This window comes from Streptomyces sp. NPDC028991, from assembly GCF_055564775.1.
Genome location: NZ_JBVHVP010000003.1, coordinates 120,742 through 143,191, shown reverse-complemented (window position 1 = coordinate 143,191; position 22,450 = coordinate 120,742). Strand labels below are relative to the sequence as shown.

18 protein-coding genes and 1 pseudogene are annotated in these 22,450 nt (G+C 71.8%); 5 read left to right on the top strand and 14 right to left on the bottom strand.

The features are described 5' to 3' along the window. Positions 1-19 precede the first annotated feature (19 nt). A pseudogene (locus ACZ4V1_RS08195) lies at positions 20-419 on the top strand ((R)-mandelonitrile lyase); the annotation flags it as partial. 429 nt (positions 420-848) lie between these two features. After that, positions 849-2,234 (top strand): cation:dicarboxylate symporter family transporter, encoded by a 1,386-nt coding sequence (locus ACZ4V1_RS08190; RefSeq protein ID WP_468331212.1) that lies wholly within the window; start codon positions 849-851, stop codon positions 2,232-2,234. A 54-nt stretch (positions 2,235-2,288) separates the two neighbouring features. On the opposite strand, the gene ACZ4V1_RS08185 is transcribed toward ACZ4V1_RS08190, so the two are convergent. Then, positions 2,289-3,536, bottom strand: a complete 1,248-nt coding sequence (locus ACZ4V1_RS08185; RefSeq protein ID WP_468332294.1) for an amidohydrolase — start codon at positions 3,534-3,536, stop codon at positions 2,289-2,291. Between the two features lie 99 nt (positions 3,537-3,635). Between ACZ4V1_RS08185 and ACZ4V1_RS08180 the strand changes: the two genes are divergently transcribed. From ACZ4V1_RS08180 to ACZ4V1_RS08170, 3 genes are all read left to right on the top strand, one after another. After that, positions 3,636-4,583, top strand: a complete 948-nt coding sequence (locus ACZ4V1_RS08180; RefSeq protein WP_468331209.1) for an FUSC family protein — start codon at positions 3,636-3,638, stop codon at positions 4,581-4,583. A 120-nt stretch (positions 4,584-4,703) separates the two neighbouring features. Continuing rightward, positions 4,704-4,934 carry a hypothetical protein gene (locus ACZ4V1_RS08175; RefSeq protein WP_468331206.1) on the top strand — a complete coding sequence of 77 codons (231 nt, stop codon included), beginning with the start codon at positions 4,704-4,706 and terminating at the stop codon, positions 4,932-4,934. Positions 4,935-5,045: 111 nt separating this feature from the next. Continuing rightward, positions 5,046-5,546 carry a hypothetical protein gene (locus tag ACZ4V1_RS08170; RefSeq protein WP_468331204.1) on the top strand — a complete coding sequence of 167 codons (501 nt, stop codon included), beginning with the start codon at positions 5,046-5,048 and terminating at the stop codon, positions 5,544-5,546. Between the two features lie 341 nt (positions 5,547-5,887). Here ACZ4V1_RS08170 and ACZ4V1_RS08165 read toward each other — a convergent pair whose 3' ends face one another. From ACZ4V1_RS08165 to ACZ4V1_RS08105, 13 genes are all read right to left on the bottom strand, one after another. Next, positions 5,888-7,384 carry an aldehyde dehydrogenase (NADP(+)) gene (locus ACZ4V1_RS08165; RefSeq protein WP_468331201.1) on the bottom strand — a complete coding sequence of 499 codons (1,497 nt, stop codon included), beginning with the start codon at positions 7,382-7,384 and terminating at the stop codon, positions 5,888-5,890. Positions 7,385-7,422: 38 nt separating this feature from the next. Beyond that, positions 7,423-8,508 (bottom strand): (Fe-S)-binding protein, encoded by a 1,086-nt coding sequence (locus ACZ4V1_RS08160; RefSeq protein WP_468331199.1) that lies wholly within the window; start codon positions 8,506-8,508, stop codon positions 7,423-7,425. Further along, entirely contained in the window at positions 8,505-9,884 is a 1,380-nt protein-coding gene (locus ACZ4V1_RS08155; RefSeq protein WP_468331195.1) for an FAD-binding oxidoreductase, read from the bottom strand. The genes ACZ4V1_RS08160 and ACZ4V1_RS08155 overlap by 4 nt, the downstream gene beginning before the upstream one ends. Before the next feature lie 52 nt (positions 9,885-9,936). Next, positions 9,937-11,925: a GH39 family glycosyl hydrolase gene (locus tag ACZ4V1_RS08150; RefSeq protein WP_468331192.1), complete on the bottom strand. Its 1,989-nt coding sequence runs from the start codon at positions 11,923-11,925 to the stop codon at positions 9,937-9,939. Between the two features lie 86 nt (positions 11,926-12,011). After that, a complete protein-coding gene (locus ACZ4V1_RS08145; RefSeq protein WP_468331189.1) occupies positions 12,012-12,749 on the bottom strand; it encodes a ribonuclease activity regulator RraA in 738 nt (245 codons plus the stop codon). Further along, a complete protein-coding gene (locus ACZ4V1_RS08140) occupies positions 12,746-13,648 on the bottom strand; it encodes an SDR family NAD(P)-dependent oxidoreductase (RefSeq protein ID WP_468331186.1) in 903 nt (300 codons plus the stop codon). Before ACZ4V1_RS08140 ends, ACZ4V1_RS08145 begins: the two co-directional genes overlap by 4 nt. After that, positions 13,645-14,808, bottom strand: coding sequence for a mandelate racemase/muconate lactonizing enzyme family protein (locus tag ACZ4V1_RS08135; protein WP_468331183.1), 1,164 nt, complete (start codon positions 14,806-14,808; stop codon positions 13,645-13,647). The genes ACZ4V1_RS08140 and ACZ4V1_RS08135 overlap by 4 nt, the downstream gene beginning before the upstream one ends. After that, positions 14,796-16,664: a dipeptide ABC transporter ATP-binding protein gene (locus ACZ4V1_RS08130; protein WP_468331180.1), complete on the bottom strand. Its 1,869-nt coding sequence runs from the start codon at positions 16,662-16,664 to the stop codon at positions 14,796-14,798. The genes ACZ4V1_RS08135 and ACZ4V1_RS08130 overlap by 13 nt, the downstream gene beginning before the upstream one ends. 9 nt (positions 16,665-16,673) lie before the next feature. After that, entirely contained in the window at positions 16,674-18,242 is a 1,569-nt protein-coding gene (locus tag ACZ4V1_RS08125) for an ABC transporter substrate-binding protein (RefSeq protein WP_468331177.1), read from the bottom strand. A gap of 124 nt (positions 18,243-18,366) precedes the next feature. Continuing rightward, entirely contained in the window at positions 18,367-19,239 is an 873-nt protein-coding gene (locus ACZ4V1_RS08120) for an ABC transporter permease (RefSeq protein WP_468331174.1), read from the bottom strand. An 11-nt stretch (positions 19,240-19,250) separates the two neighbouring features. Then, a complete protein-coding gene (locus tag ACZ4V1_RS08115; RefSeq protein ID WP_468331171.1) occupies positions 19,251-20,192 on the bottom strand; it encodes an ABC transporter permease in 942 nt (313 codons plus the stop codon). Further along, positions 20,189-21,409, bottom strand: coding sequence for a hypothetical protein (locus tag ACZ4V1_RS08110; protein WP_468331168.1), 1,221 nt, complete (start codon positions 21,407-21,409; stop codon positions 20,189-20,191). The genes ACZ4V1_RS08115 and ACZ4V1_RS08110 overlap by 4 nt, the downstream gene beginning before the upstream one ends. Next, the gene (locus ACZ4V1_RS08105) at positions 21,406-22,119 is read right to left on the bottom strand and encodes a GntR family transcriptional regulator (protein WP_468331166.1); all 714 of its coding nucleotides are present in this window, start codon (positions 22,117-22,119) and stop codon (positions 21,406-21,408) included. Before ACZ4V1_RS08105 ends, ACZ4V1_RS08110 begins: the two co-directional genes overlap by 4 nt. Between the last annotated feature and the right edge of the window lie 331 nt (positions 22,120-22,450).

Below are 22,450 nucleotides of genomic sequence, written 5' to 3'. Positions count from 1 at the left end.
GGCCTCCCCGCCCTGAGGATCGACACCGACGGTCAAGGCGCCGGCCGAGCGGTTCACCGGAGACGTCTCCCTCAACCCGATCGAGACCCCCACCGAACCCGCCCGCCTCGCCAGTGCCCTGGTCCGCTTCACCCCGGCGCCCGCACCGACTGGCACAGTCACGCCAACGGCCAGACCCTCTACACCACCGACGGCATCGGCCTGGTCGGCACCCGCGACGGCAGCGTCGTGCGTGTCAACGCCGGACAGGTCATCAAGTGCCCGGCCGGTGAGGAGCACTGGCACGGCGGCACCGACACCGCGCTCATGGCCCACATCGCCATGGTCGTCGGCGACGCCGACGGCGACGGCACCATCTGGCCGGAGCCGTCACCGACGAGCAGTACACCCGCGCCCTCAACAGCACGAACGGGAACTGAAGCGCTCTGACGCCGCCGCGACGGCGCAGGCAGGGCGGACGCCGAAGAGCGGCGCCCCGCAGGCGGTCCTGACAGCGAAGCCGGTCCGCGCGGCTCAGCGGCTCCGGCCGGACCGACTGGCCTTCCACCACGCCCCCCTGCGGCCCGTCCGCGATGCGATCCTCGACCACACCCCCTTCGGCGTCCACTCTCCGCTCGCGGGATGTCCCGTGCCCGGACCGGCGGCCGTGTCGCGAAGAGCGCGTGGTCCGTCAAGCCCGCTTGTGTGCCTCTTACAGCTATTGGTCCTGATTGATGGTTGGACCATCTGCCGAAGTTCCAGCCGTCTCGCACTTGGCTCTTCCCTCATGTCGACGGCCGCTCGATAGTGGGCCATTGAACGGAATGCCAATTCCGCGCTACGGAAAAGTAGTAGGAGGAGTGCGGTTCATGTCGAAGGTCAGCCCGTCCCTGGCCCGTCGTGTCGCTCGTGGTCTTCGGACATCGATGTTCGTGCAGGTGCTCTGCGCACTGGTCGCCGGCATCGTTGTCGGAGGAGTGTGGCCCGATGTGGGATCCGCCGTACAGCCGCTCGGTGACGGATTCATCCGTCTGATCAAGGCGATGATCGCGCCCTTGGTCTTCTGCGTGGTGGTGACCGGTATCGCCAAGGCGGGCGATCTGAAATCCTTCGGGCGCATCGGGCTCAAGGCACTGATCTGGTTCGAGGCGGCCACGACCGTCGCCCTCGTGATCGGGCTGGTCGCCGGAAACCTCGTCCGCCCGGGCAGCGGGATGAACGTGGATCCCGCCTCGCTCGACGCTTCGGCGGTCGACGAGAAGACCGGAGGCGGTGAACTGCCCTCCACGAGCGAGTTCCTGCTGCACTCGCTGCCCGACAGTGCCGTGGGAGCCTTCGCCGAGAACTCCTTGCTCCAGGTGCTGGTCCTGGCCTGCCTGGTGGGTGCCGCCCTGCTTCATCTGGGCCACACCAAGGTGCCGGCGATTCTCCCGGCCGTGGATCAGGCGCAGGAAGTGATCTTCGCCGTCGTCGGTTTCATCATGAAGCTCGCTCCGCTGGCCGTGTTCGGTGCCACGGCACATCTGGTCGGAGAGTACGGTCTCGGCGCGCTGTCCACGTACGGCAAACTGATCGGCGTCTGCTACGCGGTGGCCCTGCTCTTCCTGCTGCTGCTGGGAGTCGCCCTGAAGACGGTCACCGGTGTGAGCCTGTGGAAGTTCGTCCGCTACACCCGCGAGGAACTCGTGCTGGCGCTCGGAACGGGTTCGAGCGAGACGGTCATGCCGCGCATGATGCAGAAGCTGCGGCAGGCGGGCTGCCGGGACGACTCGGTGGGTCTGGTCCTGCCCACCGGGTACTCCTTCAACCTCGACGGCGCTTCCATCTACCTCTCCATCGCGACGCTGTTCATCGCCCAGGCAGTGGGCGTCGACCTGACACTCGGACAGCAGGTCACCGTCGTGCTCGTGCTGATGCTGACCAGCAAGGGCATGGCGGGGGTCCCCGGTTCGGCGTTCCTCGCGCTGTCGGCCACGGCCTCCGCCCTCGGAGTCATCCCGGCCGGTGCCGTCGCCCTGCTGCTCGGGGTCGACCGCATCATGGACACCATGCGGGTGGCCACCAACCTCCTCGGCAACTGCGTCGCCGTGTTCGCCGTCTCCAAGTGGGAACGCGCCTTCGACCACGACCGCGCCCGCAAGGTCCTTGACGGAGAAATCGCGTTCGTTCCCGAACAGGAGCCGCCGGGTACGGCGGGCGCGGGTGACGAGGAGGCGCCGGCATCCCGCGCGACCACATCCGGAACCGGCCGGTGAGGGCCGCCGTTCCTCCAGCCGGCGGCCCGTGACCCCGAAGGGGCGGGCATCGGGTCAGGGCTGCGCGGGCATCCAGGCGTGTGCGGCGCAGACGAGGGCCTTGATACCGGTGCTGAGGGTGGGCTCGATGGTGGGTGCGTAGTGGGGCGAGTGGTTGGAGGGCAGGCCGTGTGCGATGCGTTTGACTTCGTCCAGCGTCTGGGCGGAGGCGAACGCCTGGGGGTCGGCCCCGCCCAGGAGCCAGTACACGCAAGGTGCGTCCGCCGCGGTGGCGAGGGTGCCGACGTCCTCGCTGCCGGTGACGGGCCCGGGATCGACCACCAGGCCGGGGCCGAGCCCGGAAGCGAAAGCCTCCTGGGTGCGGGCACACGCGTCCGGGTCGTTGATCACGGCGGGGAAGGACTCGGTGAGCGTGATGTCCGGCTCCCGCGGTGCCGCGGACGCCGCCGCTTCGGCCCGCACGATCCGCTCCACGGCGGCCAGCACCTCGTCCCGCACGTGCGGGTCGAAGGTACGGACGCTGAGCCGGAGTTCGGCACGGTCGGCGATGATGTTGCCGCGGCTACCGGCATGCAGGGCGCCGACCGTGACGACAGCGGTGGACGACCCGGCGATCTCTCGGGAGACGACGCCCTGGAGCCGCATCACCGTCGCAGCGGCCATGAGCACCGGGTCGACGGTCGCCTCGGGCCGTGACCCGTGCCCCCCTTTCCCGTGGAGCACGACGGTCAAGGAGTCGGAGGCGGCGAAGGCCGGACCGGGGCGCAGCCCCAGGAATCCCGCCGGCACCGGGGCGACGTGCTGTCCCAGAACGACGTCGGGCCGGCCGAAGCGGTCGTAGAGGCCGTCGTCGACCATGGCCCGGGCGCCGCCGGCGGTCTCCTCGGCCGGCTGGAAGACCAGCAGGGCGGTGCCCCGCCAGGCGGACCGGTCCACCGCCAGTTCACGGGCCGCGCCCAGGAGGCACGTGACGTGCATGTCGTGGCCGCAGGCGTGCATCACCGGAACGGTCACGCCCTCACCGTCGGTGGCGTGGGCGGTGCTCGCGTAGGGCAGGCCGGTCTGTTCCTGAACGGGAAGGGCGTCCATGTCGGCGCGCAGGAGCACGGTGGGGCCGTCCCCGTTGCGGAGCACGCCCACGACACCCGTGCGGCCGACTCCGGTGGTGGTCTCGAAGCCCAGGGTACGGAGCCGGTCCGCGACGATCGCGGCCGTACGGGTCTCCTGGAAGGCGAGTTCGGGGCGTGCGTGCAGGTCGCGGTAGACCGCGGCCAGATCTGCTGACGTGTTCGCTGCCGCCATCGTGTGGTCTCCGTCCTCGTGGTCGTGCGGCGGGGTGGGCGGGTGAACGGCGTGTGCCATGATCGCCTCACCACTATTGCCGACAATGACCGGATTCGTATGCACCTCGCGGAGCGGTTGCCGCCGGTGGCCCTGCTGACGAAGTCCGCCGCCATCGTGTTGACCGCGGTGATTCCCGTAGGACTGGCCTGGTGGCTGATCGAGGGCCAGATCGCCGTGGCCGTCTACCTGGGCATGACGTTCATGACGGTCGCGGCCGGCCGGCTGCCCCTTGTCGAACAGGTCTGCGTCGGCCTGTCGGCGGGGCTCGCCGCCGCGGTCGGCACACTCGTCGCGGGCAACACCCCCCTGCTGCTCGCCGCGGTGGTCGCCGCGTGCGCGCTGCAGTGGTTCTTCAACCGGCGCAGCGTGGGGGTGGCCGCGCTGCTGCCGTCCAACCTGCTGTTGTACGCGATCCTCGCGCCCGACAGCGCGCCGGCAGTGGCGGTCGCCAACTGGCTGGGAGCCGCCGTCGTGATCGCGGTGGCGGCAGCCGTCCGCATGCGCTTCGCGGCCGAACCCGCGCCCCTCCGCGACGCTGCCACGCACGCCGCCGCGCTGGCGTGCGGATGCGTCCTGCTGATCGGGTTGACCCGGGCCTTCGATCTGCCTCGTGGAAACTGGGCGGTGCTCACCCTGTGCCTGGTCTTCGTCCCCACGTCGACAGGTACGCGGGCACGCGTGGTCCACCGGGTGCTGGGCACGACAGCCGGTGCGACCGCCGCCGTCGCGATCGCCGTCGTCGCCCCGCCGGCGCTCTGCCTCGTGCTGGCGGCACTGTGCGCGGTACTCACGGTCACCTACGCTCTCCTGCCCGACGACCTTCTCTACGCCGCGTTCCTGACGCCGACGGTCCTCTTGCTGTTCTCCTCCGGCCGTGCCCACGCGACGGCCGAGATCGCGGTGCAGCGCCTGGAGATGACCGCGGTCGGCGGGGGACTGGCCATCGCCCTGGTATGGACGATGGCCCGGTTGCCCGGGCGCTGGAAGCAGCACCCACCCTGGTGAGGCCGGCGGACGCCATGACCTGCGTCCCCACCGCAGGCGCGACATCGTCGAACGGGTCCGGTGCAGGACGAGGCACCTCGTCGTTCTTCCGGCTCAGCCAGAGACCCCGATCCTTGGTCGGTGAGGGACCTCTCGTACGTCTTCAAGTGCAAGGTCGTGGCCTGGTACGGCTGGGGCAAGCAGAAGATCCTGGCCACCCACGAGACCCGCTACCAGTACTCCTACCGGGACCGCACCACCTACCGGATCGCCTTCACCGGCAAGAAGTGGACCCGTACCGGCTGCTGGAGCTGGGCTCGGACATCACGGACCTACGTCTCCAGCTATCGCATCGTCTACACCAAGGGATGATGCCTGAGCACTGACCGATCGGGGTGGGGTGCACGGCACCCCACCCCGAGCCATCGTCGACGATCTACAGCGTGCAAGCCGACCTCGCCACCGCCCGACAGGAACCCCCCAATGCTTTTCGCCGTCGCCGCCCTCGGCATCGCCCTGTTCGCCTTCACCCTCTGGGGCTCCGTCACCGTGTTCCGGATACGGGACCTCCCCCGGTGGCGCCGCTGTCTTCCGCTGGCCCTCCTCTTCACCTCCGCCATTGCAAGCCTCCTGCGTGCCTTCGACCTGCCGGAAGTGGCAAACGCAGTGTCCTTTCCCTTCAACGCCGCTGCCATCGTCGTGGCGCTGACGGAAATCCTGGGCCGCACGGCAGCGCCGAGACCTGGCCAAAGCACAGCACACCAGTCAAACGGGATGAGTTGCATTGGATGCAACATTCCGTCTGATGGTGAGGACGCCGTTTTGGCTGCTCCAGCGCGTCGATGGAACGGGGCCGGTCGAGTCGGCATGGCCTTGACCTGGAGCGCTGCGTATGTGCGTGCACGCGTGACGCGTTCGGCTCGTCATGCAGTTTGTCTTCCAGCGCTGTTCTCGGGGACGCTGAATTCGCGATCGCAGCCATGACGGACGACGAAGCCCGCCGGGCAGCCGGGCGGGCTTTGCTGTGTGGAGGGTTGATGCGCGGTGCCCTGCTCGGGCAGGCCAAGCGGTATGCCGGCTGCCCGTGGGCAAGTCACGTAGTAGGCGCCGTCGATGCTGAACTCCCTTTCGCTTCGCGTGGTGTCGTTCCGTGAGGCTGGGTGGGGGCCCCGGACAGGTTTTGTGTCAGGGGCTGGCCACAGGGGCTCCCGTGGCCGGGGTGAGGGCCCGGCCTGCCTCCCTTCGGGGAGCTGCGTAAGTTTCGCGGCAGGCATGCTTGTGTCCCGCGCCGGCGCCTCGTCCCGCCGCTGCAGCTCCCCATGGACTCAGTTGCCGGTACCCGGGTTGTGGTGGGAGCCGTCCACCCGCTGGGGGACGTTCGTTGGATTGGCGCTTCGGAGCGGGGCGGGGAGGAATGGCTCCGGCATGTTCTGGTAGGCCACGGGGCGCATCCAGCGGGCGACGGCTCTGCTGCCGACGCTCGTGTGCAGGGGGGAGGTGGTCGCCGGCCATGGTCCACCGTGGTGCATCGCCGCGGTCACTGCGACGCCGGTGGGCCAGCCGTTCCAGATCAGGCGTCCGGCGTGCAGTGCAGCTGTCAGGCGGTGGACGAATTTCTCGTCGCTCTCCCGCTCCTGGCCGTGGATGGCTGCCGTGAGGCTGCCCGGCAACGCGCGCAGGGTTTCGAGGAGGTCGTCGTTCGTGGCGTAGGTGATGACGAGGGACGCGGGGCCGAAGCACTCTCGGTGCAGTTCGGGGTGTGCTCGTAGGTCTTCGGCCGTGGTGGTGAGGAGGGCCGGAGCGGACGCTCTGGGGTCGTCCGGTTCCGCGGTGAGGTGCAGGGGGCGTACCGAGGGGTGGCGGGCGAGGTCGTCGAGGGCGGCACGGTAGGCGGTGCTGATCCATCGGCCGAGCAGGGGGGCCGGGGGAACGGCCGCGATGCCCTGCCGGAGGTGCTCGTCGAGACCGTGGTCGGCCGGTAGGAAGAGCAGGCCGGGCTTGGTGCAGAACTGTCCTTGGCCCAGGGCGACCGAGGCGATGTACTCGCGGACGATGTCGGCCCCGCGTGCCGCACAGGCCGCCGGCGTGACCACCACGGGGTTGAGCGAGCCCAGTTCTCCGTAGAACGGGATCGGGTCGGGGCGGCTCGCAGCCAGGTCGAACAGTGCCCGGCCGCCCGAGGTGGAGCCGGTGAAGCCGACCGCGCGGATGGCGGGATCGGTGACCAGATTCCGGCCCGTGTCGCGGCCGTGCACGACGGTCAGAACATCCGCCGGCAGGTGTTCGGAGGCCAGTTGGCCGGTCAGGTCGGAGAGCCGGGGATGCCCTTCGTGCGCCTTGACCACCACCGGGCAGCCCGCGGCGAGTGCGCTGGCCGTGTCCCCACCGAGCACGGAGAAGGCGAACGGGAAGTTGGACGCCGAGAACACCGCGACCGGACCGAGAGGCACCAGCATGCGGCGGATGTCGGGCCGGGGCGCGGGCTGCGCCGTGGGGTCGGGCGGGTCGATCATGACGTCGAGGAACGCGCCCGCCTCGACGACGTCGGCGAACATCTCCAACTGCACCTGGGTACGGTGGATCTCGCCTCGCAGGCGTTCGACTCCCAGCCGGGTCTCGTCCTCGGCGACCGCCGTCAGGTGCGCGGCGTTCTTGCCCAGCGCGTGTGACAGGCCGCGCAGCAGCGAAGCGCGCTCCGGGAGGGGTAGTTCGCCGAAGGCCGGTGCGGCCGTGCGGGCTCGTTCCGCGGCGCGGGCCGCGGCTGTGGGGGCGGGGGCCGAGGAGCCCTGTGGCGAGGGAGGAGCCGGGGTGGGGGAGGACATCTTTCTGCCTCTCGGTGAGGGGACTGCGGTGGGTGGTGTCACTGGGGCCGCTGTTCGGCTGCCCGCGCCAGTAGTTCGGCGAGGTGTACGGCCTTCACCCGCGACCGTGCGCGGCGCAGGCCGGTGCGCAGCTGGCGCAGGCAGCCGGGGTTCACCGCGGCTACGTAGTCGACACCGGCGGCCTCGATCTCCTGGACCTTGGCGTCGAGGATGCGGCGGGATTCGCGTGGCCTGAGCAGCGAGTAGGTTCCGGCCGCGCCGCAGCAGGTGGCGGCGGCGGGCAGTTCCACGTAGTCGGCGACCTGGCCGATCAGGTCGCGCGGTTGCTTCCATACACCGAGCCCGTTGCGCAGGTGGCAGGAGTCCTGGAGGGCGACTCTCGCCCGACGTCCGTCCACGCGGAGTTCCCCCGACGCGCCCCGGTCGGCCAGATGGGAGGAGAGTTCGCGTACCCGGTCCGGGCCGAGGACCGAGGCCAGGTGGGCGGCACATCCTCCGGACGTGGTCACGATGGTGCCGGGCAGATCCTCTCCCAGCCGGCGCGCGAGGCGTTCACCGGCCGCCGAGTCTCCGTTGTGCGCGTGCAGCGCGCCGCAGCAGCCCTGATCGGTGGGTATTTCCAGCTCGGGCACCAGTTTCCGGGCCGCCCGGCTCACCCCGGGGAACAGCACCCGCTCGAAGCAGCCGAGCATGAGGGACACCCGAGGTGCGGGCTCCTGGCGCGCGGCGCGCGGGCCGCCGCCGACAGCGGTTCTTCGCAGGGCTCCCAGTGGCCGGAAGACGCGGCGCATACCTGCGGCCAGCATCAGGGCGCGTGCGAGCAGGGGCTGCCTGCGGCCCTTCCACTGGTGATCGCGCCACTGTTCGAGAAGCTGCCCGTACTCCACTCCCGCCGGGCACACCGGCTCGCAGGCGCGGCAGCCCAGACACTGCGAGGACTGCTCCTGGAGGGTCGGGTCGTAGGGGTCGAGGTCGCCGTCCTGGAGGGCGCGCATGAGGTTGATCCGGCCCCGGGGTGAGGACGCCTCGTCCCCGGTCGCGGCGTACGTCGGGCAGGCGGGCAGGCAGAAGCCGCAGGAGATGCACCGGGAGAGGAGGTCGGGGTCGAAGACGGGGTCGGTCATGAACCCAGCTTTCCGGGATTGAGGATGCCGGCCGGGTCGAAGGCGCCCTTGACGCGGCGCAGCAGCGCGACCTGGTCGGAGCCGAGCTGCGTGGACAGGTAGGGGAGTTTCGCCGCTCCCACGCCGTGCTCGCCGGTGATGGTGCCGCCGAGGTCGATGGCGGCGGCGAAGATGTCACCGAAGGCGCGTTCCGCCCGGGCGATGGCCTCGGTGTCCTCACGGGGCCCGATCACGCACGTGGGGTGGAGGTTGCCGTCTCCGGCGTGTCCGAAGGTGGCGATGGTGACGTCGTGCCGGTGGGCGATCTCGTCGACGCGCTCCACCATCTCGGCGATGCGCGGGCGGGGCACGGTCGCGTCCTCCAGGATGGTCAGCGCCCCGAGCCGGGACAGCGCGGGCAGGGCGCACCGGCGTGCGGCGAGCAGGGCGTCGGCCTCGGCGACATGGGCGGCCGTGGTCACTCCCAGCGCGCCGTGCGACACACAAGCGTCGCCCATGCGGGCCAGGGCGCGCGCGACGGCGTCGCGTTCGCCGTCGTCTCCGAAGAGGAGCAGCGCGCCGGCGTCCGTGCGCAGGCCGAGTCCGGCGAACGCCTCCACCGCCTGGATACAGGACCGGTCGAGGAACTCGAGGGTGGCGGGCAGTACGCCGTCGGAGATGATCGCGGTGACGGCGCGGCCCGCGGCGGCGAGGTCGGGGAAGTAGGCGACCCCGGTGCCGGACGTCCGCGGCGCGGGCCGCAGCGCGAGGGTGGCCTCGGTGATGACGGCGAGGGTGCCCTCGGAGCCGGTGAGCAGGCGGGTGAGGTCGTACCCGGCGACGTCCTTGTGCAGGCGCCCGCCGGTACGGACGACTTCTCCGGTGGGCAGGACCGCTTCCAGGCCGAGGACGTAGTCGCGGGTCACGCCGTACTTGAGACCGCGCAGTCCGCCCGCGTTGGTGGCGATGGTGCCGCCGATCGTCGCGACGGTACGGCTGCCGGGGTCGGGCGCCCACAGAAGGCCGTCGAGCGAGGCGGCTTCCGCGAGCGTCGCGCTGGTGACGCCGGGCTGGACCCGGGCGAGCAGTTCGGCGGGGGCGATCTCGAGGACGCGGTCGAGGCGGGTGAGGGCCAGGACGATGCCGCCGCGCAGGGCGACGGTGGCGGCGCACAGGTTGGAACCGGCGCCGCGCGGGACGACGGGAACGCCGTGCCGGGTGGCGAGTTCCAGGACGGCCGACACCTCCCGCGTGTCGGCGGGGAAGACCACGGCGTCGGGCCGGGCGGTGAACAGCGGGGTGGCGTCCCGGCTGAAGGGAACGAGGTCGCCGTCCGCCTCGCGGTAGTGGGCGTCGCCGACGATCGACCTCAGCGCGGCTCTGACAGGGGCTTGCACGGTTGCCTCCTGGGCCGGACCCCGCCCGGCGCGGGCGGGGACCGGCCGGGCACTAGAACTTGATGGTGGAACGGTCCGCGATGAGCACGGGCGAGTCGTACACCGGTATGTCCTTGAAGGTGTACGTGCCACCCTGAACCGACCAGTTGGCGGCCGGGATGTCGTGGACGGCCCCGGTGCGTACGTCGACGTACACCGGGTCGCGGAAGTCACCGGCGGTGAAGGTGAGATCCGTGGCGGTGCGCGCGGTGCTCTCGCTCGGCTTGGCCGCTCCGGTCCACACACCGACGATCTGCCGACCGGTGGTGCGGTGCGCGAACGCCTGCACGTTGAGGGACGCGGCGGGCGTCGCGCTCCATCGGTAACCGGGCAGCGGCTTCACGGTGCTGTCGAAGATCGATGCCACGGTCTGGACGGCGTAGTACGAGGGCTTGGCGTAGCGGATGGATTTGTCGGTGTTGGTCTGGAGCAGCCCCTTGGTGTTGGTCCTGCCCCAGGGGTAGTGCATGTCGGAGATGCCGAAGACGCTGGTGCTGATGTCACGCCCGAGGTCGTTGAGCACGCGGCGCAGGAACCACTTGGACTGACTCAGTTCCGTCCAGTCCAGTTCTCCCAGGGCGCCGAAGCTGCCGGGCTTGCTGGGGGCGCCGTTCTCCCCCTGTCGCACGACGGCGCCGGGCGCGTACTGGTCGACCAGGGCCCTGAGCTTCTCCACCTGCCCGTACGTCCACGCGTCGTCGGGGTTGGGGTTGTACGGGTGGTAGCTGAAGCCGCCCAGCAGGCCGGCCTTGCCCTTCCCGGCGAGCCCGGCCAGGAAGTCCTTGGCATACGGGACGTCGATGCCGGCTTCCTGGCCGTAGACGACGGCCTTCGGCTGCTCGGCCCGGACCCGGGTGGCGGTGCGGATGAAGAAGTTGGTGTAGTCGGCGACCGGGATGCCGGCCAGGTTGGGTTCGTTCCAGATCTCCCATTCGGTGACCCGGTTCTTGTACCGCTTCACCATGGCGGTCACCCAGGCGTCCCACGCGGCCAGGGCCTCGGGGGAGTCGGGCAGGTGGCCGCCGAGTCCGGAGCCGCCTCCGCCGGTGTAGGCGCCGTTGCCGTAGGAGAGCTGGATCCAGGGCTTGACGCCCTGCCGGTGGGCGTCGTCGACGATCCGGTCGAGCCAGGTCCAGTCGTAGACCCCCTTCGTCTTCTCCGTCTTCGCCCAGCCGCCCTGGATCCGGGCGGTGGTCGCGCCGAGCCGTCCCAGGTACGGGGAGTACGCCTGGTAGTCGGTGTAGTCGCGGTCCAGTGTCTCGGCGCCGACGATCAGCTTCGAGGTGCCGACCTGGTGGGCGGTGCGCGGGGAGACCGAGCCGAGGAGGGGCCAGCCCTGCGGGGCGCTCTCGGTGGTGGTACGGACGTCGTCCAGCCAGGCGGTGCCCGTGGTGGCCGTGGAGACGCCGGCCTGGATGCCGGCCAGGGTCTTCGTGGTGGTCCTGAAGGCCAGGCGCTTGGCCTTGCGGGCGCCGTCGATGTACACGTCGGCGGTTCCCGAGGACGGGTGGGCGACGACGCGGATGTCGTACCAGCGGTTCGCCGTGTAGGCGCCCAGGTCGACGCGCCGGGCCGCGTTGTACGTGTACAGGCGCCCGTCGGTGCCCATGGCGACGGTGACGCTGTGCCCCCCGCTGCCGTCGAGGTGGACGCCGACCGTCGCCGAGGTTTGGGCGGCGCGCAGCCGGAAGCCCGCGACGACGGTCGAGGAGGTGGTGCCGAAGGACGTGCTCGCGGTGACCGGGGCGCTCGTCGAGGTGTCCCGCAGCCGCAGGCTCCGGTCGACGGTGCCGGGCACGTCCTGCGCGGTGGCGTCACCGCCCGCCCCGGCGACGGACCAGCCGGAGGGCGTGGTGCCGGGCGCGGTGGTGTCGAAGTCGCCGGGGATGTCCGCCGCGGTGGCCGGGCCGGCGGTGGTGACGGAGATCAGGCCGCCGACGAGTGCGCCGGCCATCAGCAGCGCGAAGGGTCGTCCGGCGGATGTGGGGGAGAGGTTGACCATGCTGTCCTGCCTTCTTCCTCGGAGGCTGGTTGCGGCCGGGTGGCCGGCCCGCGGCGGGGGGTGCGCCCCGCCGCGGGAGTTCGTGGTCAGTTGTTGACGGACGGGGAGAGCCGGTTGTTCTCGTAGGCGCGCAGGGTCTCGGCGTCCGCCGGGTAGGTGCCGCGCAGCGGGGCGCCGGCGGCGACGCGCTCGGTGATGAACGTCTCCAGGCGCTCCTGCTCCCGCGCCTGACGGGCGATCACCGGGACGAGGTGGCGGGGGACGCAGGCCACGCCGTCGGCGTCGCCGACCAGTACGTCGCCCGGGTAGACCGCGACCCCGGCGCAGCCGACGGGGACCTGGAGGTCGACGGCATGGTGCAGGGCCAGGTTGGTCATCGCCGCCGCACCGGTGGCGTAGACGGGCAGCGGGAGGCGCCCGATCTCCTCGATGTCCCGCAGCGTGCCGTCGGTGACGAGTCCGGCGGCGCCCCGGACCGACAGGCGGGTGAGGAGGATGTTGCCCGCCGAGGCGGCGCGTCCCTCGCCGCGGCAGTCCACGACGAGGATCTGTCCGGGGCCGACCTGTTCGACGGCGGCGCGCTGGGGGTGGTCGTAGTCGTCGTACACGTCGAGGGTGTCGATGTCCTCGCGTGCCGGGATGTACCGGAGGGTGAACGCCTCGCCGATCATGCGCGGTGCGTCGGGGGTCACGCGGGTGAGCCCGGCGAGGAAGGTGTTGCGCAGGCCGTGCTTGAACAACTGGGTGGTGATGGTGGCGGTGCCGGCCTCGCCGAGAGCGGCCAGGTCGTCGGGGTTCAGCGGCGCCTGGGGCGTTGCGGTCACGATGCGGGTCCTTCGGGCTGACCGGTGCCGACGGGCACCGGGGAGGTGGCGGGGGAGTCGAGGGTCGGATCGGTGCCGGGTGGTCTGATCTGGGCCGTCAGGCCGCCGTCCACGGTGAGCACCTGGCCCGTGATGAACGAGGCGTCCGCCGAGGAGGCGAGGAAGGTGACGGCCGCGGCGACGTCGGAGCCGTCGCCGATTCGGCCGAGGGGCACCGGCTGGACGCGGGCGCGTTTCTGGGCGGCGTCCAGCAGTTCGTAGCGGTCGTTGATGACGGGGCCCGGGGCGACGGCGTTGACGCGGATGCCCAGTGGGGCGAGTTCGAGGGCCGTCGCCCGGGTGGTGGCCTCCACGGCGCCCTTGGAGGCGTCGTAGGCGACGGCGGAGCGGTGGGCGCGGGTCGCCCCGACGGAGGAGATGTTGACGATCGCCGAGCCGGCCGGCATGACGCGGGCCGCGGCGACGGTGCACAGGAACGTGCCGCGGGCGTTGACCGCGAAGCTGCGGTCCCAGTCGGCGGGGTCCAGGTCGAGCAGGCCGCCGCGTCCCAGCATCGCCGCCGCGGCGTTGTTGACCAGGACGTCCAGGCGGCCCAGCGCCTCCACCGCCCGGGCGACGAAGGCGTCGACCTGCGCCGGGTCGGAGACGTCTCCCGGGCAGGCGACGGCCCGTGCCCCACCGTCGCGCAGCGCCGCCGCCGCCGCTTCGGCCTCCTGCTCGTCCGGGCCGTTGACGGCGACGGCGGCGCCCTCGGCGGCCAGTCTCACGGCGATGGCGAGACCGATGTTGCGGGCGCCTCCCGTGACGAGGGCGACCCGACCGGCGAACCGTCCGCCCGCCGCGGGACCCTCGCCGGAGTGTCCGGCCACCGCTCCACCGTCGGCCAGGGGTCCCGTCACCGCGTGACCTCCTGCCGGTCGACGACGGCGGCGGCGCTGGTGGCGGCCCAGGTGAGCGGGCCCGCCGACGCCTTCACCAGCTCGGGATCGAGGCGCATGCCCAGGCCGGGGCCCGACGGCACGTGCAGCCGGCCGCCGATGTAGCGGACCGGGTCGGTCACCACGTCACGGGTGTAGAGCAGGGGGCCCACGGGATCGCTGGGCACGGTGACCGGCGGCATCGCCATCGCGACGTGGGCGGCGGCGGCCGTGCCGATGGACAGTTCCTGGGTGGTGCCGATCAGGCACGACTTTCCGGCGGCCTCGGCGATCGCGAAGATCCGCCGGGCCGGGGTGATGCCGCCGATCGCGATGACGCTGACGTTGAAGACGTCGACCGCGTCGGCGGCGACCAGGTCGAGCGCCCACCGGAACCCGTAGACGTGCTCGCTGATCGGTACGGGCAGGCGGTTGCGGGCGTACACCAGCCCACGCACGTCGTGGTCGGGCGCGGGCGCCTCCACGAGGTCGAAGCCCACGTCGGCGACGCGCTCGGCGAAGTCGCAGGCCGCCTTGGCGTCCAGCAGGTTCGAGAAGTCCAGCGACTTGATGGTGATCCGGTCGCCGAAGCGCTCGCGGGCGGTGCGCAGGAAACGTTCGTCCAGGTCCGGCCGGCGTCCCACGTACACGCGGAAGAACTCGAAGCCCTCCCCGACGCGCCGCTCCACCATGGCGAGGTTGCGCTCGACGTCGTCCTCGTGCTGCTGCCGGAATATCGGATACGCGATGGGCACGGACTCGCGGACCGCGCCGCCCAGCAGGTCGCACACCCGGACCCCGAGCTGCTTGGCCGCAAGGTCCCAGAAGGCGATGTCGATCCCGCACTTGATGGCGCGGCTCTTGTCGTAGATGTACCCGGCCTGCGGGAAGTTGGCCTCCAGGCGCCGCTCGACCTCGGTCAGCTGAAGAGCGTCCAGGCCGACCAGGATCTCGTTGAGGGTGGCTTCCAGTTCCGGCACGTCGAAGTGGAAGCGCGGCAGGTGCTGGAGGTCGGACATCTCTCCGACGCCGACGAGGGAGTCGTCGTCGGTGTGGAGTTCGACGAGGATGTGGCCGCAGGTGATGCTGTTGTGCCGGGGTGTGTTGATCGAGGTCAGGGCGACCCTGGTCACCTTTGCCACTGGGGGCTCCGTTCGTTGCGCTGCGTGGTCGGTGCGGCGGGCCGGCCGGGTGCGCTGGCCAGCAGCTCGCGGGTGTACTCGTGGGCGGGGTCGGCGTAGATCTCCTCCGCCGTCCCCTCTTCGACGATCCGGCCGTGGCGCATCACGGCGATGCGGTGGGCGACCGAGCGGACCACGGCCAGGTCGTGGGTGATGAAGAGATAGGCCATGCCGTGTTCCGCCTGGAGGTCGGCGAGCAGGTTGAGCACCTGCGCCTGGATCGACACGTCCAGGGCGCTGACCGCCTCGTCGCAGACGATCAGCCGAGGGCGCAGGGCCAGGGCCCGCGCGATGGCGACGCGCTGACGCTGGCCGCCGGAGAAGGCGGAGGGGAAGCGGTCCAGGGCGAAGGCGTCGAGGCCGACGTCCCGCAGCAGCCCGGTGAGGGTGCCCTCGTCGGCGTCCAGGCCGTGCACGCGCAGGGGTTCGGCGAGGATCTGCCGGACGGTCAGCCGTGGGTCCAGGCTCGCGTACGGGTTCTGGAACACCACCTGCACCTCCCGCTGGAGCCGGCGCAGTCCGGCCGGGCCGGGACGCGTCACGTCGATGCCGTCGTAGCGGACGGTGCCGCCGGACGGGCGCTCCAGACGCAGCAGGAGTTTCGTCAGGCTGGTCTTGCCGGAGCCCGACTCCCCGACCAGAGCCAGGGTGCGGCCCGCCTCGACGCGCAGGCTGACCTCCTGGACGGCGTGGACGTGGCCGGTCACCCGGCGCAGTGCCCCGCCGCGGACCGGATAGCGCAGGTCCACCGCGTCGAACTCGACGAGCGGGGGTCCGGCCTCGGCGGCGGCACCGGGCTCGCTCGCGGTGGCCGGCGCGGGGATCGGGGCGGGCAGCTCCACCGGGGCGTCGGCGAACAGACAGGCGGCGGCGTGGTCGCCGTCGAAGACGGCCAGGGGCGGCGCGGTGGTGACGCACTCGTCCACGGCGACCGGGCACCGGGGAGCGAAGGAGCACCCGGAGGGCCTCTCGCGCAGCCGCGGCGGCTGCCCCTCGATGGACACGAGCCGGGTGCGGGCGGCGGCGTCGAGTCGCGGGGTGGCCGCGAGCAGCGCCTGCGTGTACGGCATCCTCGGCCGGTTCAGGACGTGGGCGGCCGGGCCGCTCTCGACGACGCGGCCGGCGTACATCACCGCCACCCGGTCGGCCTGTTCGGCGACCACACCGAGGTCGTGGGTGATGAGGATCAGCCCCATGCCGAGGTCGACGCACAGGGAGCGGAGCATCCCCATGATCTCCGCCTGCACGGCGACGTCCAGGGCGGTCGTCGGTTCGTCGGCGATGAGCAGCCGGGGGCGGGCCGCGATGGCCAGGGCGATGGCGGCGCGCTGCCGCATCCCGCCGGACAGTTCGTGCGGGTACTGCCGCAGCCTGCTCTTCGGCTCCGGCATCCGGGCCTGTTCCAGGGCCTCGACGGCCCGGCGCCGGGCCTGCTCGCGGGTGAGCCGCTCGTGGGCGCGCACCGCGTCCGTGATCTGGGTGCCGATGGTGAGCAGCGGGTTGAGTGCGGAGCCGGGGTCCTGGAAGACCATGGCCACGCGCCGGCCCCGTACGGCCCGCCACTGCCTGCTGTCCAGGGTGCGCAGATCGGTGCCGTCCAGCCGGATGGAACCGGTGGTGGTGCTCACGGGCTCGGCCGGGTTGAGGCCGAGCAGACTCAGCGCGGTGACGGTCTTGCCGGAGCCCGACTCGCCGACGACGGCGAGGGTCTCACCCGCCTCCAGACGCAGGTCGACGCTGTCCACGGCGCGTACCGGCGGGCCGGAGGAGGTGCCGTTGAAGGTGACGCTCAGGTCTTCGATCTCGAGGAGTGACATGGCGGTTCCTCACGCCCCCAGGTGGGCTTCGGCGAGCCGCCACTGGCCGTCCACGTCGAGCTGGACGCCCTTGAGCTTGCTGCTGTGGATGAGGGGCGACTTCGCCTGGTGCAGGAACACCCAGTAGTTCTTGTCGATGATGCGGCGCTGCGCGTCGGCGTACGCCTTCTTCCGCGCCGGTCTGTCACCGGTGTCGGCCGCGTCCGCGAGCAGGGCGTCGAGGGTGCGGTCGTCCAGCCCGGACCAGTTGTTCGGGCCGCCGCTGGTGAAGTACGGGTCGAAGGCCAGCGACGGGTCCAGGCGCGGGATGTCGATCACCAGCAGCGCCGCGTCGAACTCCCGGTTCTTCATGCGGTCCAGCTGCGTCTGGAACTCCAGCACTTCGGCCTCGGGGGCGAAGCCGGCCTCGGTGAGCTGGCTCTGCAGGAGTTCCGCGATGGTGGGGTCGGGGGCGCGGCGGCGGGCGACGAGGGTGATGGGTACCTTGCCCCGCAGCCCGGCCTGTTCCAGGGCGTCGCGCGCCTTGCCGGGGTCGTGGGGGAGCGGCGCGACGGAGTCGTCGTAGAACCAGTCGGACGAGGTCGCGAAGGACGGGGCGATGTCGTACTCGCCGGCGGCGGCGGCCTTGCCCACCGCGCGGCGGTCGACGGCCCGGGCGAACGCGGCTCGCACCTCGGGATCCTTGAAGGGGCCCTTCGTGACGTTGAGGGCGACGTAGTAGGAGCGGCGCACCCCTCCGTCCTCGATGACGATGCGCTTGTCGCCGCTGAGCTGTTTGTACTCCTCCGGCGGCAGGGCGCGGACCAGTTGGACGCCGCCGGTGGACAGTTCGGCGCGCAGCACCTTGGCCTCGGTGACGAAGCGCAGGACGACCTTGTCCAGCTTCGGCAGGCTGCTGCCGTCCGCGGCCTTCGCCCAGTAGGCGTCGTGGCGCTCGGCGGTCAGCCGCACCTTGGACCGCCACTGGTCGAAGGTGAAGGGGCCGGTGCCGACCGGCCGCCGTCCGAAGTCCGCCCCGTGCTTCTTCAGCGCGGCGGGAGAGGCGATCATCCCCGCCTCGTGTGCCAGGTGGGTGAGCAGGATCGGGTCGGGCGACTTGAGGGCGATCCTCACGGTCTTGGCGTCCGGCGCCTCGACGGAGGCCACCTTGGCCAGCGCGGCGGCCTTGGTGGAGTGGGTGGCCGGGTCCATCACCCGGCGCAGGTTGAAGACCACGGCTTCGGCGTCGCAGGCCGTCCCGTCGTGGAACTTCACCCCCTGGCGCAGGGTGAGGGTGACGGCGGAGTCGCCGGCCTCCCACCGGGTGGCGAGTGCCGGCTCGAACGTTCCGTCCGGACGCTGGCGCAGCAGTGCGTCGAAGAAGAGGTTCAGGACGTTGCGGTCGGAGGAGATGGCGGCGCTCAGCGCCGGGTCGAGGGTGACCGGTTCGTTGTCGAACCCGGCGGTCAGTGTGCCGGCGGAGGCGCCGGACGAACCGGAGCCGCTGCTGCATCCGGTGAGGGTGGACAGGCCGGCGGTGGCGGTGGTGGCGGCCGCCGCGGCCAGCACGGCACGGCGTGGCAGGGAGGAAAAAGGCATGGCAGAGCTACTTCCTTGTGCGGATCGCGGGTGCTGGTGCTGGAGGTGGAGGGGGGGCGGCGGGAGATCCGCCCGTCGAGGGCCCGGGAAGACAGTCCGCCGGGGAAGGGCGTGGCCCGGTGGGTCAGCGCGGCGGCGTCAGCTGCGGCCGGTGGGTGTCGAGGGCGTCGCGCAGGGCGTCGGCGAGCATGTTGAACGCGGCGACCGTGAGCAGGATGGCCAGGCCGGGGAAGACGCTCAGTGACCAGCTGGCGCTGAGGTGGTCGGTGCCGCTGGCCACCATGGCACCCCAGCTGGGCTGCGGGGGCTGGACGCTCAGGCCGAGGAAGCTGAGGGCGGCCTCGGCCATGATGGCGGTGGAGACCTGGAGCGCGGCGAAGACCAGCAGGGTGCCGGCGAGATGCGGGAGCAGGTGGCGGCGCATGATGGCGGACTGCGGTACGCCCACGATGCGGGCGGCGGACACCCATTCCCGGGTCCGCAGGGACAGCACCTCCCCGCGCACGACCCGGGCGAAGCGGGGAGTGGTCACCACGGCGATGGCGATGAGCGCGTTGCGCAGCCCCGGGCCGAGCGCGGCGACCACGGTGAGCGCGAGCACGAGCAGCGGGAAGGCGAGCAGTCCGTCGGAGACCCGCATGATGACGGCGTCCAGCCATCCACCGCGGTATCCGGCCAGCAGTCCGAGGACGGTGCCCGCCACGAGGGCCGCGCCCACGGTGACGGTGGCGACCTCGACGGTCACGAGTGCCCCCGCCGTGACGCGGGCCAGTACGTCCCGGCCGAGTTCGTCGGTGCCCAGCAGATGCCGTGCACTGGGCCCGGTGAGGAGGCGGTCGGTGTCGGTGGCGCGCATGCGCTCGGTCATGAAGGGCCGGGCCGCGGCGGCCAGGGCCAGCAACAGCAGGATCGGCAGGGCGAGTTGGGCGCGGCGGTCGCGGCGCAGGCGGTCGAGGACCGGGCGGCGCGAGGCCGGCGCTAGGGTTTCGGTGGCCATCGTCGCTCCTGTCAGTACGTGATGCGCGGGTCGAGCCACGCGTAGATCAGGTCGGCCAGCAGGTTCACCAGGAGGACGAAGACCACGACCACCAGGACGGCGCCCTGCACGATGGGCAGGTCCCGGCTGAAGATGCCGTCGACGATCAGGGTGCCCATGCCGGGGACGGTGAAGACGGTCTCGGTGACCACGGTGGCGCTCATCAGGGCGCCGATCTGCAGGGCCACGACGGTCACGACGGGCACGACGGCGTTGCGCAGGGCGTAGACACCGACGATCCGGCGGCGGGAGAGGCCGCTGGCTTCCGCGGTACGGATGTAGTCCTCGTTGAACGCGGCCAGCAGCGCGGCGCGGGTCTGGCGCATGGTGACGGCCGCGATGGTGGAGCCGATGGTGATCGCCGGCAGCGCCATGTGCCGCAGGTTTTCCACCGGGTCCTCGGTGAACGGCACGAACCCGGACGGGGGCAGCACTTCCAGCCACAGCGCGAAGACCAGGATGAGCAGCGCGGCCAGGTAGAAGTGGGGTGCCGACAGGGCCAGCAGACCGGCCGAGTTGAGCGCGGTGTCGGTGGGCGTGCGCCGCTTGACGGCGGCGAGGACACCGGCGGGGATACCGATGAACAGGGCGAAGAGCAGGGCGATGACGCCCAGTTCCACCGTCGCGGCGAGCCGCTCGCCGAGTACGGCGCCGACCTCCTCGCCGGTGAGCCAGGAGGCGCCGAGGTCTCCGCGGGCGGTGCCGCCGATCCAGTCGACGAACTGACGCCACAGGGGGGCGTCCAGGCCGAGATCGGCACGCAGTGCCGCACGGTCCTCGGCGCTCGCCTCCTCGCCCAGGATGTCCAGGGTGGGGTCTCCCGGCATCAGGCGCAGCAGGAGGAACAGCACCATCGACACGACCAGGACGACGGGTATCAGTTGCAGTAGGCGGCGTATCAGGTATCCGGTCATCTTGCCGGCTCCGTTTGTCTGTCGTGTGGGCTGTGGAACGTGGCCGTGTCACCGGCCGACGGGTCGCGCGGCAGGCGGCGGAGCCAGTCCAGGCGCGGTGCGGGAAAGAGGTCGTAGGCGTACAGGACGAGGGCGCTCGCACCGTGCGAGCGGGCCTGCCGGGCGATGTCCATGAGTTCCTCCTCGCCGCGGGTCTGCGCGGCGCCCAGGTGCCAGCCGGCCGAGACACGTGCCCCGGTGCGGCCCGCCGCGGCGAGATCCCGTAGCAGGCCCGAACCGTCGCCGGCCAGGTTGGTGACCGTGAGCGAGCCCGCGGCCGAGGCCAGTGCCCGCAGGTCGCCGGAGGACTTTCCGTCGCACGCGTAGCGGTCTTCGGTGGCCCGGACGGAGAGCGGCAGCCCCGCCGCCGCCTCGGCCGCCGCCCGTACGAGAGCGGTGGTCACGTCGGCCCGTACGGTGACGATCGAGTGGTGCAGGTCCTGGCCCAGCGCGGTGCCGGCGTCCTCGGCGATGCTGCTCCCGGCCGGTCGTGGATCGGCCAGTTGCCCGAGCACGGTGGCCCGTGTTCTGGCGGCCGCCTCGGCGTGGTCGACGCCCGCTTCGCGGAGCCGGGCGGCACAGGCGGAACAGAAGCAGAGGGAGAGAAGCCAGCGGTCGACCGGCCTCAGCGCCACGCCGAACTTGTCGTGCGCGCTTTGATGCTGCCAGCCCAGGTAGCCGAACGCCTCCAACTCCAGGCCGCTCACTCCCGGCTGCCCGGCGGTCTCCGCGACCAGGTCGCGGGCGTGGTGAACCACCTCCGGCTGGGCGGGACACAGCGCGTGCCGGTACGGGTGGCCGAACGCGTTGCGCAGCGCCAGGCCCGGCCGGGCGGTGGCCGGGTGTGACTGGTGGAGCCCCACCAGCCAGCCGGTCACCCCGACCCCGGAGTCGACCAGGGCCGCGGCCGCGGCGGTCGCCTCGTCGCCGAGGACGGGCAGGGACAGGCGGGGCTCGTCGTCCCCGGCCCTCCGCTGCCGGGAGAACTGCCGGGAGAACCAGCGGCCGGCGGGGAAGTCCACCACGGCCGCGGGATCGCTGGTCGTCAGCAGCCAGCGTCCTCCGTGGTAGGCGTAGGCCAGGCGGACCCGGTCCACGCCCGCGGCGCGCAGCCGTTCGGCCTCCGCCCGCGGATCGCGGCGGAACGACACCGGGTGGGCGAAGACCTCGGTGATCACCGTTCGTCTCCCAGCGCACCGGACAGGATCCGCTGAGCCTTGCGGATGTGGGCCCGGGTCAGCTGCTCGGCCCGCTCGGCGGCGCCCTGCTCCATGGCCGCCAGGATCGCGGCATGTTCCGCCGCCTCCTCCTCGAAGGTCGCCCGCAGTCGCCAGCCCAGGCCCGCCACGAACGCGGTCAGGTCCTGCAACTGGTCCAGGAACCCGCACAGGAAGCTGTTGTCGCACGCGGTGTACAGCTCCCGGTGGAAGCGCCGGTTGGCGACACCGAGCCCCTGGGTCTCCCCGGAACCGATCAGCGCGGCCGCTTCGGCGAGCGCACGCCGCGCGGCAGGGTACGCCACGGCTCCGTGTTCCTCGGCGGCGAGCCGCACCGCCTCCGGTTCGGCCGCGCTCCGGGCGGCGTACAGCTCCCGCACCAGCTTCTCGTCGGGTTGCCGGACGCTCACCCCCTGGTAGGCGTTGATCTCCACCAGCCCGGTCGACTGCAACTGCTTGAGCGCCTCACGCACCGGGGTCTTCGACACGCCGTACGACTCGGCGAGCTCACGCTCGACCAGCGCCCGCCCGGGAGGCAGCGCGCCGTCGAGAATCGCTTGCCGCAGCGCGTCGCGCACCCGGTCCGTGCGGGAGGCCGGCTGTCTCAGCGGAGGCAGCGCCGCGGGGGCGGGAGGCGTCGCGTCGGGTGTCTCATATTCGATGCTTGGCATAGCGGCATGCTGGTATACCACGATGCCAGCATGCAACCCCTTGGTGTCATCTTCGTGAAAAAGCCGCTAGCTGACGTCCCGTCAGAACGTTGACAGCCTGACCGGTCTTGCGTTCGAAGTGGAGATCTGCCACCGTCACTCACGCAACTCGCCCCCCACGCAGCGCATTTGGTGGGCGACACCGCGGGTGGGCAGCCGTGACGCGTCGCGCTGCCGGCGCTCCGCGATCCCGCGCACCGGCGCCCGCCGGGCTCGACGATCGCGCGGCACCGCGCCCCGACGAGCCCAGCGCGGAGGAGATCCCAGGAGAACGACCGCCAGGCAGCGCCGG